This window comes from Hungatella sp. (assembly GCF_046966825.1).
Map to the genome: position 1 here is coordinate 1 of NZ_JBKVCZ010000144.1, position 15,911 is coordinate 15,911.

At 51.3% G+C, this 15,911-nt stretch carries 13 protein-coding genes and 1 pseudogene; 1 reads left to right on the forward strand and 13 read right to left on the reverse strand.

The annotated features are described in order from the left end of the window. Both ACLTD4_RS28175 and ACLTD4_RS28180 read right to left on the reverse strand, forming a co-directional pair. Positions 1-731, reverse strand: a 731-nt coding sequence (locus ACLTD4_RS28175; protein WP_412331746.1) for a nitrilase-related carbon-nitrogen hydrolase, incomplete at its 3' end; no start/stop codon positions are given. Positions 732-736: 5 nt separating this feature from the next. After that, positions 737-2,089, reverse strand: a complete 1,353-nt coding sequence (locus tag ACLTD4_RS28180) for an MATE family efflux transporter (protein WP_242354381.1) — start codon at positions 2,087-2,089, stop codon at positions 737-739. A 179-nt stretch (positions 2,090-2,268) separates the two neighbouring features. Between ACLTD4_RS28180 and ACLTD4_RS28185 the strand changes: the two genes are divergently transcribed. After that, entirely contained in the window at positions 2,269-2,439 is a 171-nt protein-coding gene (locus ACLTD4_RS28185; protein ID WP_070102457.1) for a DUF1540 domain-containing protein, read from the forward strand. A 267-nt stretch (positions 2,440-2,706) separates the two neighbouring features. Here ACLTD4_RS28185 and ACLTD4_RS28190 read toward each other — a convergent pair whose 3' ends face one another. From ACLTD4_RS28190 to ACLTD4_RS28240, 11 genes and pseudogenes are all read right to left on the reverse strand, one after another. Further along, positions 2,707-3,897, reverse strand: coding sequence for an ABC transporter substrate-binding protein (locus ACLTD4_RS28190; protein WP_117623910.1), 1,191 nt, complete (start codon positions 3,895-3,897; stop codon positions 2,707-2,709). Between the two features lie 12 nt (positions 3,898-3,909). Next, positions 3,910-4,671, reverse strand: a complete 762-nt coding sequence (locus ACLTD4_RS28195) for a Rossmann-like domain-containing protein (RefSeq protein WP_412331747.1) — start codon at positions 4,669-4,671, stop codon at positions 3,910-3,912. Positions 4,672-4,673: 2 nt separating this feature from the next. Further along, a complete protein-coding gene (locus ACLTD4_RS28200; RefSeq protein ID WP_055660922.1) occupies positions 4,674-5,456 on the reverse strand; it encodes an ABC transporter ATP-binding protein in 783 nt (260 codons plus the stop codon). A gap of 13 nt (positions 5,457-5,469) precedes the next feature. Next, positions 5,470-6,481 (reverse strand): annotated as a pseudogene (locus ACLTD4_RS28205) (FecCD family ABC transporter permease). Beyond that, positions 6,481-7,113, reverse strand: a complete 633-nt coding sequence (locus tag ACLTD4_RS28210; protein ID WP_412331748.1) for a nucleoside-triphosphatase — start codon at positions 7,111-7,113, stop codon at positions 6,481-6,483. The pseudogene ACLTD4_RS28205 and the gene ACLTD4_RS28210 overlap by 1 nt, the downstream one beginning before the upstream one ends. Next, positions 7,110-8,135 (reverse strand): XdhC family protein, encoded by a 1,026-nt coding sequence (locus tag ACLTD4_RS28215; protein ID WP_181991320.1) that lies wholly within the window; start codon positions 8,133-8,135, stop codon positions 7,110-7,112. Before ACLTD4_RS28215 ends, ACLTD4_RS28210 begins: the two co-directional genes overlap by 4 nt. Before the next feature lie 5 nt (positions 8,136-8,140). Continuing rightward, positions 8,141-9,073 (reverse strand): NTP transferase domain-containing protein, encoded by a 933-nt coding sequence (locus tag ACLTD4_RS28220; protein WP_055660914.1) that lies wholly within the window; start codon positions 9,071-9,073, stop codon positions 8,141-8,143. Positions 9,074-9,253: 180 nt separating this feature from the next. Next, positions 9,254-9,733: a GNAT family N-acetyltransferase gene (locus ACLTD4_RS28225; RefSeq protein ID WP_117623906.1), complete on the reverse strand. Its 480-nt coding sequence runs from the start codon at positions 9,731-9,733 to the stop codon at positions 9,254-9,256. A 215-nt stretch (positions 9,734-9,948) separates the two neighbouring features. Beyond that, positions 9,949-11,298, reverse strand: coding sequence for a magnesium transporter (gene mgtE, locus ACLTD4_RS28230; protein ID WP_055660910.1), 1,350 nt, complete (start codon positions 11,296-11,298; stop codon positions 9,949-9,951). 506 nt (positions 11,299-11,804) lie between these two features. Further along, positions 11,805-12,758: a hypothetical protein gene (locus ACLTD4_RS28235; protein WP_117623905.1), complete on the reverse strand. Its 954-nt coding sequence runs from the start codon at positions 12,756-12,758 to the stop codon at positions 11,805-11,807. Between the two features lie 479 nt (positions 12,759-13,237). Continuing rightward, positions 13,238-15,787, reverse strand: a complete 2,550-nt coding sequence (locus tag ACLTD4_RS28240; protein ID WP_055660906.1) for a transglycosylase domain-containing protein — start codon at positions 15,785-15,787, stop codon at positions 13,238-13,240. Between the last annotated feature and the right edge of the window lie 124 nt (positions 15,788-15,911).

Here is a 15,911-nt window from a genome sequence, read left to right on the forward strand (position 1 = left end):
ATTAAATTCTGTCCTCCGAACACCAGGTCCTGGGTGGACTCACCGTCTCCCGCATTGGCATAGACATAGCCGCAGACGAGGCTGGCGGAATGGCCGGTGATCAGGCTTCTGCGGTAGATATCCTTTCCTGTGGTCTCGTCGCTGGCTGAACAGTTGACGATCACGGTCGCTCCGGCCGCCGTATGGCGAATCGAAGGCGGACACGGAACCCAGGCGTCCTCGCAGATTTCCGCGGCTACGATCAATCCCGGCATCTCCTCACAGGCAAACAGGATATTCGTCCCCATGGGGAAACGGTGTCCCTCCCAGCTTACCATCACCGGAATCTCATTGCCCGGCTCGAAATAACGGCGCTCGTAGAATTCCGCATAATTAGGAAGATTCGTCTTCGGCACCACGCCCAGGATTCTGCCGTTCTGAACCGCCACGGCTGCATTATAGAGCTTTCCGCCCCTCTCCCACGGCATTCCGATGAACGCCAGTAAGTCGGAGCCTTCCGTCTCCTTTAAAATCTCTTTCAGTTCTCTTCTCGCACCGGACAGCAACGCGTCCTGGCCGAATAAGTCTCCGCATGTATATGCGGTAAGCGACAGCTCCGGGAATACCATGAGCTTCGCCTTTCTCTCTATACCCGCCCTGATAAGAGCGCAGATTTCTGTCCTGTTAAACTGAGGATCAGCCACTTTTACATCCGGAGTCGCAGCTGCCACCCGGATAAATCCGTGTTTCATATCGTCTATTCTCCTTTCGGAATCCATTTAGCCTTTGCGCTGTAGACGCAGTCCATCAGCATCGTCGTCATCCAGGTGATTGGATAGCACCACATGACAGCCTCAAAACTCGGAAAAAATGGAACCAGTAAATTAATATATATCATGCGCAGGATACACATGTTTCCAACGCCGATCAACATGGTAATCATGGTTCTTCCGCTTCCCCGGATACTTCCCATCAGGATATTATGGATCGCGATGGACCAGTAAAACGGAAGCAGGATGGCCATGGTAGTATGCCCGAAGGCGATAACCGCCTCATCCGGCGAGAAGATGCGGAGAATCTTGTCCGCATTTAGATAAAGGATGACCGAGATAAAGGCCGTATAAATCAGGCTGATGGCAATTCCCTGAAACATCCCATCCTTGACACGTTTTGCCTTTTTCGCGCCGATATTCTGGCCTGTGAAGGTGGTCGAAGCCATGCAGAAGCTCTGAAGCGGCAGCATGGCGAAGCCATCCACCTTGCTGTAGGCGCCGTAGCCCGCCATGGCGGCCGCTCCGAAGCCATTGATGTTCGCCTGGACGATAACATTAGACAGGGATATGATGCTCTGCTGAATTCCGCTCGGTATGCCCAGCTTTAAAATCCGCTTCATCATGCGCCGGTCGATCCTGATCTCGGAAGGAACCAGACGGTAGCTGTCCTCCGTTTTCATCAGCGTACGAACCGTAAGCACAGAAGAAACTGCCTGCGCAATCACGGTGGCATAACCGACACCGGCCGTCCCCATATGGAATACCACCACAAAAACCATGTCCAGAATGATGTTTACCACAGAGGATACACAGAGATAATAGAGAGGCCGCCGGGAGTCTCCCACCGCCCTCAGAACTCCGGCGCCCATGTTGTATACCAGATTGAACAGGGAACCGCAGAAGAAGATGCGCAGGTAGGCGACAGAATTAGGCATAACCTCTTCGGGCGTGCCCATCCATTTCAGGATCAGCGGGGACAGAAGCACGCCCAGCACGATCAGCAGCGTGCCTCCGATCAGACTCAGCGCCATGCAGGTATGCACCGCCCAGTGAAGCTTCTGATCGTCCTTCGCCCCGTAATACTGGGAGATAATCACTCCCGCGCCGGTGGCGATTCCCATAAACATGCCGATGATCAGATTGATCAGGGAGTTGCTGGAACCAACTGCAGCCAGTGCCTCGCTGCCGATGAAGTTTCCAACCACGATGGAATCTACGGTATTATACAGCTGCTGAAAAAGATTGCCTACCAGAAGCGGCATGGAAAACGCCAAAAGCTGCTTCCAGATTACGCCTTCCGTCATGATCACCTGTTTTGTCTTCTGTTTCTGTCCCACCCCAACGACCTCCCCAAAGCCTTTCTGTCAAATTTTTTTCAATGAAAATAGTATACACCCAAACATACAATCTAACAAGTCCCAGAGCGTGTTTGAAAACTGCGCTGACATTCATCCGTATATTTTCTTCATTTCTGCAGATAATATTACCGATAAAACGATGAAGGAGGTATTGAATTATGTTAGTAAACGGAAAGAACGAATGTATCCATTGTACAATCAATAACTGCACTTACCATGCCAAGAACGAGGATTACTGTACTCTTGAAGCGATCAAGGTAGGTACTCACGAGTCCAATCCGACCATGAAGGAATGTACAGACTGCGAGTCTTTTGTAAACAAGGCTTAACTATCTGCGCATAAATGAAGAAAATACGCGAAGCCATTTCCCGGCTTCGCGTATTTTTTTAGATATAGGGGGTTGTGTAGGAAGGTACGCGGACTTTTGCGGAGGGTATCAAGGAAACGGAAGCGGGGACGGCAGGGAGGGAACCACTCAGGGATTCCGAGGGGGCTGTTCGCCCTTAGTCCCACCCCCTCGGAATCCCTGAACCTTTCCCTCCCTGCCGCCCGCTCTCCCTTTTCCTCTATCCCCTATGCAAAAGTCCGCGTATCTTTACCCACTAACCGCCCCCTTCAGTATTGCCTCCAATTTTTCGTCCGTCACATCGATATGATAGAAAAGCTGGTAGAAATTCTTCACTTCTTCCCGAATATCCGACGTATAGATCTCCGGATATACGAGACTGCCAAGCCACTCGATGCCGATCATACGGTTTACAGAGGGCGGGCTGCTCATAAAGCTGTATGGAGCAGTCGGTATTTTGAAGATTTTCCCGTTTTTCACAGCATCCAGCTCCTGCCACATGGGATCCGCGGTAAGCGTATCATAGAGTTTCTGGGAATCCACGATGATCAAATCCGGGTTCCAGAGCAGTACCTGTTCGAAGGACACTTCGCTTCCGCCTCCGCTGGATACCGCTTCCACATCGGCCGCATTGACCGCTCCGATCCGATCGATCACGTCGGCGTGGATGGAGCCTTTGGCATTGGTGTGAAGGCCGTCTTCACCAAGTCCAAAATACACGCTCTTTCTGTCTGCGTCAGCAATGGCCGCCGCATTCTGATCTGCCTTCCCGATCTCTGCCCGGCAGTAATCCGCCAGTTTCCCGGCCTGCTCCTTCTCGCCGGTGATATCTCCCAGCATCTCGTAGGCGTCTGCCATAGTGGGAAGCGTCGCTTCTACAAAGATAACCGGAATATTCAACTGCTCCTGAAGAGCATCCATGTCCTCTTTCACCGTCTTCTTCGCCTCTCCTATGTCAATGATGACATCCGGCGCTTCCGCAATCAGAGCTTCCATGTTAAGACTTGCGTTCTTTCCGTAGAACTGTCCGAATTTTGGCAGGCCCCAGTACTTTTCATCGATATACTGCTTCGCCTCATTGGAGAAATCAGCCGCCAGACCGGCCAGCTTATCCGGGCTCACCGTGTAGAGCACGATCTGGGCCAGGGGACCGGAGGGCGCGATCTTCGTGATTTCCGAAGGGATCTCCACTTCTCTCCCGGCTGAGTCCGTGATGATTCTCGTTCCTTCCGCCTGCGCAGCCTTATCTCCGGCCGCAGAATCTGCCTTATCCGTCTCCTGTGAAGCCGCCGTCGTGTCTGCTGTCGCCGCGGCAGTGGTCTCCACCGCAGTCTGCTGTGTCTCTCCGGCATTTCCGGATCCTTTGGCACATCCGCCAAGTCCCATCATCATGACTGCAGCGAGTGACAGGCCCAGCCATATGTTTTTTCTTTTCTTCATGATATTGCCTCCCTAGTTGTTAAATCTGATATCCTGCTCCACGGGTATACCGGACGCACTACCGCCTGGTGGCTGCCGTGGCGGATGTAGCGTTCTGTCTTTCCTATCCGTAATCAGTGTTCCGGCCAGCTCCTTTACGCCAAATTCAAACAGCGCCGGCGCCATCGGGACGCTGGGTCCCACCAGAATCACCCTGGCATTGCCGGACAGTTCCAAAAGTCTTGGAAGCGTCTTATTCACCAGAGTGAACCCTGTTATGTAAATGTAATCCATGTTCGGCAAAATGTATTCGCAGGCCGTATCCGGATAGTCGCCCTGCCGCGGTTCCCTCTCCAGAACAAAGAGTTCTCCTGCCTTTTCCAGATAGTGCTCCGCATAATGGAAATGGCCGATAGTGGCCACTTTTTTTCCCGAAAATGCGTCTCCCGGCGCCGCAAACGTATCACAGCTTTCCAGGATTTTTACGCCCTCATACGCGGCGATTCCATCCATCAGCACAGACTCCCGGTTATAATAGGCGTTGATGGCCGCCGCTCCGATTCCGGCCTCCAGAAAGTTCCAGGAGGAAATCAGGGACGCCGCCTGTCTCCAGGTCATGCCCCGTTCCCATTCCTCTTCCTCCAGGATGCGCGGCCGGCTCTCCAGCCTCTGGTTGGCGGCCGCCCCTGCCGCTCCTCCGGCTCTCACCATGGTACAGCTTGTTCCCACTATTATTTCATCCACCGGAACATCGTCCGGTATCGGCTCTATCAGCCGTTCATACAGTTCCCACATAATTATTCCCCCTTCACCCGATCGGGCATACACAGCTTTCTCCCCGTGTCTCCCGCATCAATCAAACGAACCGGTATGCCGTACATGGTCTCCAGAAGCGATTCTGTCAGCACCTCCTCCGGCTTTCCAAATGCCTTTATCACCCCGTCTGAAAGCACTGCAGCCTGATCGGCATAGAGAAATGCCTGATCCGGGCTGTGGGTAGACTGTACGATTAAATATCCCTCCCCGGCAAGCCGCTTTAACTCCTCCATAACTCTGGCCTGATTGCCGTAGTCCAGGTTTGCACACGGCTCATCCATAATAAGAATTCCAGCCTGCTGTGCGATCGCCCTGGCTATCAGCACCAGCTGCTGTTCCCCTCCGCTTAAATGCGCGTATGAGCGCTCCGCCATCGCCTCGATCCTCATGGTCTTAAGCGCATCAAATGCCGCCTCCCGCTGTTCCCTGCCAGGGCTCTTTAATCCCTGAATCGACGATGTGGTTCCCATCATCACCATGTCCAAAACCGAAAAGGCAAACGCCTGATCGTGATTCTGTGGGATATAGGCAATCTTTCTGGCCAGTTCTTTCTCTTTAAGCGTTCGGAGGTCCACCCCGTCGGCCATGATTTTCCCGTGGTACCCCTTTAAGAGGCCCAAAATGCACCGGAACAGCGTGCTCTTGCCGGCGCCGTTTTTCCCCAGCATACAGACGAGATTTCCCATTTCCACGGAAAAATCCACGCCCTTCAGGACGGGAAAGCACCGGTAGCCGAAGGTCAGGTTTTCTACGATCAGCCCCATATTCTACCACCTCTCAAAGTTTATTTCCTTCCCTCAGGATCAGCCAGAGGAAAAACGGCGCTCCCACAAATGCGGTGAGAATTCCGATGGGTATCTCGCTGGTCGCCAGAAGCCTGGCGAAATTATCGACCACCAGCAAAAAGCTCGCACCCAAAAGCAAAGAAGCTGGAAGCATCTTCGATAGTCGCTTCCCACCAGCATCCGGGCAAAAGTGAGGCCACCAGCCCCACCCAGCCGATCAGACCGCTGACCGACACGGCCGCCGATGTGATGAGCGTCGCACAGAGCACCACGGCAAGCCGGACCGCACTGGTGTTGACGCCAATACAGCGTGCTTCTTCCTCACCCAGCGTCAGCACATTGATCTTCCAGCGCAGCAGGTAGATGGGGATGATCCCGCCGATGATCCACGGAGCCGCAAAGGCTAAATCCTTCGGCCGGATCGAGGCCAGGCTTCCCATGAGCCAGTATGTGATCACCGGCAGCGTATTGTTGGGGTCCGCCACAAGCTTTAAGAATGACACAGCCGCCGTAAACAGGGAGCTGATCATCATTCCGGCCAGCACCAGGCCCAGCGTCTGGTTGTATTTCACGCGGCTGCTGATCAGGCAGACTGCCCCCACAGCCGACAGCCCGAGAACAAACGCCAGAAACGATACTCCCTGGTAGGAGAATGAGAGGAACAGCCCCAGGGCGGCGCCAAATCCGGCGCCTGACGACGCTCCCAGCACATCCGGCGAGACCATGGGATTCTTAAATATTCCCTGATAGGCCGCCCCCGCCGCCGACAGTCCGGCACCGATCAGCGCCGCTATTAACACCCGTGGAAGGCGGACGTTGAAAAGAACCGTCTCTACCTGTGAAGGCCAGTCCGGTGTAACCGGAATGACTCTCGATGCCAGCACCCGAATCAGCGTCCACGGTTCAATTGGATATCTCCCAAGCATGAAGGAACCGAAAAAGCAAACGGCAAACAGGACCACCATTGCGGTAAGCCGCCCTCGCACCCGATGTTTATCTGCCATCACTTTTCACTCCCTTTCTCTGTTGTTCCGGAAAGCCGCAGGTCTATGATCCGCCTGATTTCCATTTTCCGCTTCGCCACCGTCAGCGCCAGAATCGCAGCCGAAGCGCTGCTCCATCTGTGCTTCCAGCCACTCCCTGTCCGGAGTTGCATTGGCAGGAAGCGGAATTCTCGTACCCAAAGAGGCCAGATTTCCGAATGCTTCAGCACTGACACAGAAGGCCTGACTCCCGAGCAGCCGTTCCAGCCGCCCATGAACGGCTTTACCTTCAGTTCCACGCCGCCGATCTCATCGATATAGCAGAAACGGTACTGTTCCGGATGTTCCAGCAGACGGTTCAGTATCTCCGCTCCCAGCGTCTCAAATACTTCCGGATATTTTCTCCATCCCTCCGGTGTTCGCTCAATGAAAATGCCCTCTATGCCCGGCTCATAGACCCTCGTCACGGGAGGTATTTTTTTCATGTTCTCCACCGGCAGGAGGCGAAATCCCGCAGTCTCACCGTCTCCGTCTGTCAGGCGCTGGGTCAAAAATCCCCCCGCGCCCTTCCAGTAAGGCTCCAGACAGGACAGGAGACACGTCGTCTTCCCGGCCCCGGACCGGCCCTTTAAAAAGAGATGGCGATCTGTCATTTCGTCCGGCCCTCTCTCCTGGCTCTGACCATAATCAGTTCGCCCGCCACGCTGATGGCGATTTCCGCGGGAGTCTCCGCCAGAATCGCCAGTCCGATCGGGCTGTAGAACCGCTCGATATCCTGGTCGGTGAAGCCCTCCGCCTTCAGTTTTCCGGCAAGTGTCATCAGTTTCTGGCGGCTTCCCATCACTCCGATATAGTGGGCCGGCGTCTTAAGAACCTGTTTCTGAACGTCGTAGTCACACTGATGGCCTCTCGTCATGATCACAACGTAATCCTGCTCACGGATTGTCACCTTATCAAAGACACTTGTAAAATCACCGACTATGGTATTCACTGCATCCGGAAACAGTCTGCTGTTGGCAAATTCAGGGCGGTCATCATAAACCACACATTTGAATCCCACGTGGGCAATCACCGGAACCAGCTCCTGCGCCACATGGCCGCCGCCGAACACGTATACCGTACCGGCTCTCTGAAGCGGTTCACTGTAATATTTTCTGCCGCTTACGGAGGTCTGCACCGCCTTTGCCTGTGTCAGCGGTTCTATATCGCCTTCCACGGTGATTCCGGCAAATCCGCGGCTTTCCGAATAGATCCCCACGGCCCAGGCCGTCTCATCCGTAATATCGGTGATGATCCAGCTGTCCTCATCCCGCTCACATGCCTGGACGCCTTCCTCACAGATGGCAAGAAAATCCTTATTGTCCGGGCTTACATACTGGAAATAGACCACTACGTCTCCGCCGCAGATCATTCCTAAATCCGCCACCTGGCCTTTTACCAGTTTAAAGCCCTTGCTGAAGGAGCTTTTACTCTCCAGCACATCGAGAGCCATGCGTCCCGCCTGATATTCTACCGCGCCGCCGCCAATGGTTCCCATGGTTGTCCCGTCTTTTCTGACGATCATCCTGGCTCCCGCGCCCCTCGGCGTGGAACCGGAACCGGCGATCACCGTCACCAGTACCAGGTCGTCTCCCTGCTCCAGAATCTGCTTCATCTCTTCGAATAACTGTTTCATCCCCATTACCTCTCATCTCCAAAATATTTTTCAAACAATCGTGAAGCATGACTGTTCATCTCCTGCTCCATCTGCAAAAAACGGTTTAAAAAGTCCTTCGTCTTCGGAGTCAGCTGTGAAAAGCCGCCCTCCGCCCCGCCCGACTGGGTGATTAATAGCGGATAGCCAAGCTCCCGCTCCGCGGTCTTCATAATCTTCCATCCCTTACTGTAGGACATGTGCATCTGTTTGCACGCCGTCTGCATGGACCCGGTATGGTCGATCAGCGACAGAAACTGGGCGATTCCCGGTCCAAAAAAGACTTCGTCGCATTCCAGGTAGAGTGACATACGGCTGTGAAGCGGCAGCTTGCCATGATTTCCGCTCATGGCCATGGCACAGTCTTCATCCGTCTCCACAGCCTGAATGATCCCTCTGTCATCCACCGGAATCTCCTCCAGCACCGCATCCGCTTCCGGCTCCCGCAAAAAACTGCGCAGCCCGTACTCTCCCTGATAGTTCAGGATCTTCGGGATCCAGTCCGCTGCTATCATCACCGGATGACCTCTTCTGCCCTCATATACGGGACAGCACAGTGGCGCTTCACTTTCCATAATCTTTTCGATGGTCTCCGACAGCAGCAGCGGAACCTTTGTCGGCATGACCAACACCCGGTCACACAGGTCCTCGATGTAGTTTAATCCCATACAGATACTGTCGAACAGCTGAGTCGTCGCATACTCTCCATTCCTTAAGCATACCACGCGCATCTTGGAAATATGCTTTTCCAGTTCCTCTCCCCTGTCTCCCGTAATCACCACCACCGGCTCCACGCCGGCTCTCTGAAGCGTTATGATAATCCGCTTCACCGCAGTCGTGTCCCCGACCGGCAGCATGGGCTGGAAGCTGGTAGTCGAGCTTTTGTGGCCCGCAGCAAGTATAACTGCTCCTGTGGTCATTGATTTCCTCCTCTCTCAAGCGTTATTTTTATAAAAACATTACGATAGGTAAAGTGTAGCATATTATGCGGGGATTGTAAAGGGAATACATGGAAATAATGAGAGGGCGTACGCCCCAGTGATGGAGGAGAGGCGGAGGGAGATGGAGAAGGGGATTCACGCTAAAAACGGTTATTCTGATTAAAATATCAGTTCATAGTCTATATAGTCACCTGCAAATGGTGTATCTTTATTTTCTCTTACTAATGTTTTCTTAAATCCCACACTTTCATAATTTTTTTGAGCGGGTATTAGTATACCATTCGTTGTTACAACAGCTTTTTGGGTCCCGCCCTTTTTAATTCTTGCAATTGCTTCCCGCAATTGCTCTTTCCCATAACCGCAGCCTTTATATTCACTTAAAATGCAGTTATGACCTATGATCACATAGTCCGGATTATTCCTCGGATCCCATGAAATGTGACCGATTGCATTCCCATTCAAGACAGTTATGAATCCACATTTGTCTGCAATATCTAAATTAGAATAAAAAAAGCAGTCATACTCTTTCCACATTTCTTCCCAATATTTTTTAAAACTATCATGGAAAGAATATGCACTCCTTAGTTGACTGTATAATGTTCCTTTTGGAAAATCACTGATTTTCTTATACTCTATCATAAATAATACTCTCTTTTCGTATCCTGCAAAACACTACTTTTTCTCTACTGGTATTCAGATTTCACGGAAGCAATCCGGACTGCTGTCCCACCGCCTCCCTTTCACATAAATCTCTAGCGGCGGCCAGTACCCAGCCCCATATTTTCCGGATGGTTTGGTTCCCACGCCCCACCTCTCCCCAAAACACCCGGAAGACATGGGGCGTACCTCCTATTCTATAAGCCCAGCAGCGAACACGCCAACTGGAAATAAATAATCAAGCTCACCGCATCCACAATCGTTGTAATCAGCGGAGCCGCCATGATAGCCGGATCCATATGGAACACTTTTGCCGCAATCGGGAGCACGCATCCGATGGTTTTGGCAATAACGACGGTTACCATCAGGCTCAGTACCACGGTCAGGCACAGCATTTCTTTGCCCGGATAAAGAATTACGAGGCGGACGTAATTGACAAAGCCCAGAATGGCTCCGACGATAATTCCCACACGCAGCTCTTTCCAGAGCACTTTAAATAAGTCGCCCGGCTCAATCTCACCTACTGCCATACCACGGATAATCATGGTACTGCTCTGGCTTCCTGCGTTGCCGCCGGTGTCGGTCAGCATGGGAATAAAGGTTACCAGAAGCGGGATCACCGCGAAAGCGGCCTCGTACTTTGCCAGGATTCCGCCGGTTATCATACTGCTGATCATCAGAATCAACAGCCAGGCAATCCTGTTTTTGGCCAGCTGGAAGACTCCTGTCTTTAAATACGGCTTTTCACTGGGAAGCATGGCCGCCATCTTTTCGAAGTCCTCGGTTGCCTCCTGTTCCATGACATCGACCACGTCATCCACCGTCACAATACCGACAAGGCGTTCTTCATGATCTACCACCGGAAGGCTCAAAAGGTCGTATTTCTGGAAGCTGTCCGCCACTTCTTCCTGATCTTCGGTGGTAAAAGCCTTAATAACATGGGTATCCATGATATTTCCGATTATTTCCTCGTAGGGATTCATCAGTAAGTCCTTTACCGTGACAACACCTTCCAGCCTCCGTTTCGCATCCATGACATAGCAGGTGTAAATAGTCTCTTTATCCACCCCGTTTTTCCGGATATAGGCAAACGCCTGCTCCACGGTCATGGACTGCTTAAGCCCTACATACTCTGCCGTCATGATGCTGCCGGCGCTGTTTTCCGGATAGTTTAAAAACTGGTTGATCAGTTTTCTCGTGTCGGGCCTGGCATTTTTAAGCACACGTTTTACCACATTGGCCGGAAGCTCCTCCAGCATATCAACCGCATCGTCCACGAACAGATCATCCACAATGGTCCCCAGTTCATAGTCCGTGATGCTGTTGATAATATGCTCCTGCTTATCCACCTCCAGGCACGCAAATACGTCCGAGGCCAGCTCCTTGGGCAGCATCCGGAAGACTACCACCGTCTTCTCTGAATCCAGTTCTTCGATAAAGGTGGCGATATCCACCTCGTTCATCTCTGTCAATATGTCTTTTAATTTACGGAACTGACGGGTAAGCAGCAGGTCCATCAGTTCTTCCATGTTAAAATTCTCCTGCATTTTTCTTCTCCTTCCATACGAACCTTATTTTTCAAGTGCGGTTTACCGTGGAAGCAGCACGCAAAAATAGCCATCCCTGATGGATATACCCCCAGGAAATGGCTATCATAAGCGCAAAAGACTATTCTTTAACGGCAGTGAAGACAGAGCAGTTCCGAAGTCATCGACTCTGCCCACACTACCACTCGCTTATGATAATTGTCTGCTTCCATCTTCTGACTTCGACCTTCCACTCTGCTTCACTTCCCTTCATCATTTATTTTAACTCATTTCTTGATTCAATCCACTCTCGATAATTTCACAGAGTGCGACTACATCTTATAGATGCGCAGCTTGACTTCATGTCAGTGGAGGATACCTATTTTTCTCCGCCTGCCACTGCCGTTAAGCTTGTTTTTGACGTTTCCTCCCTTCGCCTATAGAGGCGGGGGGAATCCTCGCTTGTTTTATTAAATCCTCATCTAGCATAACAGCTATCCGAATAAAAAGCAACCCCAAAATACAACCTACTGTTTAGTGAACGCGGACCAGAATTCTTCCATATATCTGGATGCAGTTGAAGAATCCAATTCCAGCTTCTCGATCAGTTTTTTACGGGTACTGTCATAGGTAAGTCCTACTTCCTGGCATGCGGAAATCAGAGCGCCCGCGCCCTTTTCGATTCCTTTTTTAATTCCTTTTTCCATACCCATTTCCATTCCTTTTTCAATTCCTTTTTCCATTCCTTTTTCAATTCCATCGTTTACCAGCATTTGTCCCAATGGTGTCATGAACAGCGCCTCCTTTACCTGATTTAAATCGTCTTTTGACAGAAACTTGTTAGCAAGGGTATAAAGGACTGCCTGCATCCTTACCATGTCTGACTCTGATATCGTGCCGGATTCTGTGATCAGGCGGTTCGCCAATATAATCCGCTCTTTCTGATCTGTGTTCCCGGACATCAGAGTAGCGAGCAGCAACGGGACAAGATCGGCCCGCTTCGGTTTTACTCCCTGCTTCTGCTTTTCGAACAGCCTGGCAAACAGTTCATCTGAGTCTCTGTCCTTTAAACGGACCGGTATGATCCGGTATGTATTATACCCTGTGTTTAACTCAAATCGAATCTCCTTTACCGTCGATGAGCAGATCACATACGTCGTGATATCGACACTACGGATAAATGCAGTGACCGCTTCATAGCTGCGGAAGCGCCGCAGATCCTCCTCCCTGATTCCATCGCTCTCAAACTCCAGATGAATCCAGCTCCGGTCAGGCTTGATGAAATTAAAATCTTCATATAAATGCTTTGCCTCCAGGTGGACAAACTCTGTCGGCCCTATGGTTACCGGCTCCGCCGTAATTCCCAGGTATGACAGTAATTCATCCTTGAAAAACTGCATGGCACTCTTTAATACCAGGTCTTCCGCCGGGAAATTGGCCGGTATCTCCGTTTTGCCGTATGCATCGTTCTCATTGCTCATATAGCCTCCGTTTCCAGCTATATAAGAACCTATCTCCATTATAATGTTTATTCGTAAAACAGACAATAGCCCTGCTTATTTTTTCAGTATTACTTACATGTGTTTTTTGTAAAATGGGAATTCTTAAGTCCGACCGGACAGAGAATGCCTGATGAAATTGGCAGAAAGGAATACGGAAGAAACCGGATTCCGGTGGCGATAGCTTCTTATAAAGGCTGTCATCCGTTTATGACAGCAGTATAACACAGGATTATTTATCCAGGCAAGCGCTTTTTTCTCCTGTGGCGGAGAGACTAATACTGTTCCCCTGGCCTGTCCCGTGCGCCGTCATGATGGCAATCTGTCCGATGCGCTCTGCACTCCGGCTGTTCCATCTGTTTACATAGGAAACCGGTTTGTAAGTGAAGAAAACAAAAAAACTACGTTAAAAAGAAAAGTTATTCAAAATTCCTTTTTAACGTAGCGATTGTTTTCCTTCCTTACTGACCGCCCGGTCCGACTGCTTCGAATCCGCCTGGCGCCGCACCCGGCTGCACTCCAGGGGCCTGGCCGGAGGTGACCTCCTCCGTGCTGGAGGGGGCCTCGCCGGGTCTCGCCTCATGGGTGATTCCCGGCCCAATCTCCTGGGACGGCGGTATGCTCTGTTCCTCATAAGGAAGTGCTTCCGCCCTGCCTGCCGCCTCATCAAACTGCTGCTTCAAAGCATCATACTGCTCCGTTCCGGTCAGCAGGTCCAGCATCGACTGTCCCTGGCTGATCATCTCCTGTGTCGCCTCATCCCGGTAAGTCAGGCCATTTAATTCACCGATCAGTGCCGTAAGCCCTGCGGCCGCCTGTTCCTGGCCCTGTGCCGCGGCGTCTCTGGATGCCTGCTCGGCAGCAGCCCTGGAGTTTTCTTCCTTCATCCTCTGTTCCTCATCCCACTTCTTGGAGTTGGACCTCGCATTCTGCTCTGCCACAGAAGAAAAAAGATCCTGTTTCCCGGTCTCCTGGCTGGTTTTCTCGCCTCTGGAGTCCACATTGTAGTAGGCCACCGTTGACGGCATAACCCAGTCCTCAGCCGGAAGGCCCTCATTGCACTGCTTCATAAAATCATACCAGATCTTACCGGCATACGTCTTGCCGTATACTCCCGGCATGGCTTTCGGTGTATCGTAACCGACCCAGACAGCGGTGGTATAGTATTTGGTATAGCCACAGAACCAGGTGTCCTTACTGCTGTTGGTCGTTCCCGTCTTCCCCGCTGCCGGTATCGAGAGTCCCAGACCGTATCCTGTACCGTATGGCTGGTTTAAAGTACCTTTTAAGACATCAGTGACCATATATGCCGTGTCCTCAGTGAAAATACGTTCCTCCGGCTGGTTTTCCTGATAGAGGTCGCCCTCGTACTGACTGTCAATGCCGGTGATACACGTATTGTTGCTGTACATGCCGCCATTGGCCAGAACGGAGTACCCCCTTGCCATGTCCACGACACGTGCGCCTTCGGTAAATCCACCGATACTCATGCTGGTATTCCAGTTATCCAGATAGCTGAGTCCCACAAAATGCATCTTATCGAGATAGCTCGTTCCGTAATCCACACCGATATCCGCCAGCACCTGCCAGGCGACCGTGTTTAAACTCCGGTTAAGAGCCTCCCTAACGGAGACTTCACCGTAATATTTATTACCGCTGTTCTTCGGCCCCTTGTCAAATAAATGGTCGTTTACGATTCTCGACGGGTAGTAATACCCGGTTTCAAAAGCAGGCGCGTAGTCAATCAGCGGCTTGATCGTCGATCCGGGCTGACGTCTGCTTAAAAATCCTCTGTTATACTCATCATCGGTTCCCCGTCCGCCGGAAATCGCCACCACGTAGCCGGTCCGGTTATCGATGCAGACAGCGGCTCCCTGAAGCGCGTATTTCCCATTTTCCGAGACGTCGGTGAACTTCGCCAGCGTCTCATCGATACCTGCCTGAAGCTGCGTCTGAAGCGTGCTGTCCAGGCTTGTATGAATCTCAAACCCGCCGTTGCGGATCAAATCGCTCTTCTCCTGGTATGCTTCCTGATAGCGCTCCTTATAATCGTTGTAAGCGGTCTCATCGGCAAAGGTGTATTCGAACTCGAAGCCGTCGTTCTTCATCAGTTCCTGAGCCGCACAGTGGACCGCATAGCTGGACTGGTAAGTCTCCTTCGTCCCTTCCTCGGTTACCTTGGCTACCGTAAGCGGCTGTGCCTTCGCTTCCTCGCACTCTGCCTCCGTGAGCATGCCATTTTTCTGCATGTTGTCAATAATTTTATTTCTCTTTTCCAGGGCTGCCTCCGGGTGGGCCACCGGATTATAGCGTGACGGATTGTTGCTGATTCCTGCAAGGGTGGCCGCTTCCCAAACGGTTAAATCCTTTGCCTCTTTGTTAAAATAATAGAGGCTGGCCTTGGCCACTCCGTAACAGCGGTTTGCATAGAAATTAGTATTACAGTAAAATTCCAGGATATCGGCTTTGGAATACTTTTCCTCCATCTGAGGCGCCGCAAATATCTCCGTAATCTTTCTGATAAATGATTTTTCCTGCGTTAAATACGTATTCTTAATGACCTGCTGCGTGATGGTGCTGCCGCCCTGGGTAATCTCTCCCTTATTCTTAACCAGAGCCACACCCGCTCTCGCAAGGCCGATAAAATCCACACCGTGATGCTTATAAAAACGCTTGTCCTCCTGGGCAATATACGCATTCTGCAGATTCTCGCTGATTTCTGTAATCGGTACATACTCATAATGTCCTGTGTTGATAATTCCGATCACCTGTCCCGCTGAATCGTAGATCCTGGTATCCGATGGCTGCGAAAAATCTTCTCTCTTCGATTGTGCCACAATCTGATCCGCCCGTTCTTTACAGGCCGAAATCTCATCCCCGAACTTCAGATATACGATACCGCCAGCTCCCAGCCCCAGAATCATCAGAATTAAAAAAATTGAGAATATCACTTTAATAGGCTTAAAAAAAACGGCCCATGCACTTTTTCTTTTTCTGCGTTTCTTCTTCATGAAATACCTCCTGTCGCCACGTGGAAACAGTATACCACGGAAAAAAGCTTCCGTCAAAGATTCTCGATTTGGATAAAAAATTTTATAATTTTCCTGTGTAAAGCAAAAATGAAAATGTCCTGAA

What these genes read in the sequence shown, in the direction of transcription:
- ACLTD4_RS28185 (WP_070102457.1), top strand. Translation starts at nt 2,269, where the DNA reads ATGTTAGTAAACGGAAAGAACGAATGTATCCATTGTACAATCAATAAC.
- ACLTD4_RS28190 (WP_117623910.1), bottom strand. Translation starts at nt 3,897, where the DNA reads ATGAAGAAAAGAAAAAACATATGGCTGGGCCTGTCACTCGCTGCAGTC.
- ACLTD4_RS28195 (WP_412331747.1), bottom strand. Translation starts at nt 4,671, where the DNA reads ATGTGGGAACTGTATGAACGGCTGATAGAGCCGATACCGGACGATGTT.
- ACLTD4_RS28200 (WP_055660922.1), bottom strand. Translation starts at nt 5,456, where the DNA reads ATGGGGCTGATCGTAGAAAACCTGACCTTCGGCTACCGGTGCTTTCCC.
- ACLTD4_RS28210 (WP_412331748.1), bottom strand. Translation starts at nt 7,113, where the DNA reads ATGACAGATCGCCATCTCTTTTTAAAGGGCCGGTCCGGGGCCGGGAAG.
- ACLTD4_RS28215 (WP_181991320.1), bottom strand. Translation starts at nt 8,135, where the DNA reads ATGAAACAGTTATTCGAAGAGATGAAGCAGATTCTGGAGCAGGGAGAC.
- ACLTD4_RS28220 (WP_055660914.1), bottom strand. Translation starts at nt 9,073, where the DNA reads ATGACCACAGGAGCAGTTATACTTGCTGCGGGCCACAAAAGCTCGACT.
- ACLTD4_RS28225 (WP_117623906.1), bottom strand. Translation starts at nt 9,733, where the DNA reads ATGATAGAGTATAAGAAAATCAGTGATTTTCCAAAAGGAACATTATAC.
- mgtE (WP_055660910.1), bottom strand. Translation starts at nt 11,298, where the DNA reads ATGCAGGAGAATTTTAACATGGAAGAACTGATGGACCTGCTGCTTACC.
- ACLTD4_RS28235 (WP_117623905.1), bottom strand. Translation starts at nt 12,758, where the DNA reads ATGAGCAATGAGAACGATGCATACGGCAAAACGGAGATACCGGCCAAT.
- ACLTD4_RS28240 (WP_055660906.1), bottom strand. Translation starts at nt 15,787, where the DNA reads ATGAAGAAGAAACGCAGAAAAAGAAAAAGTGCATGGGCCGTTTTTTTT.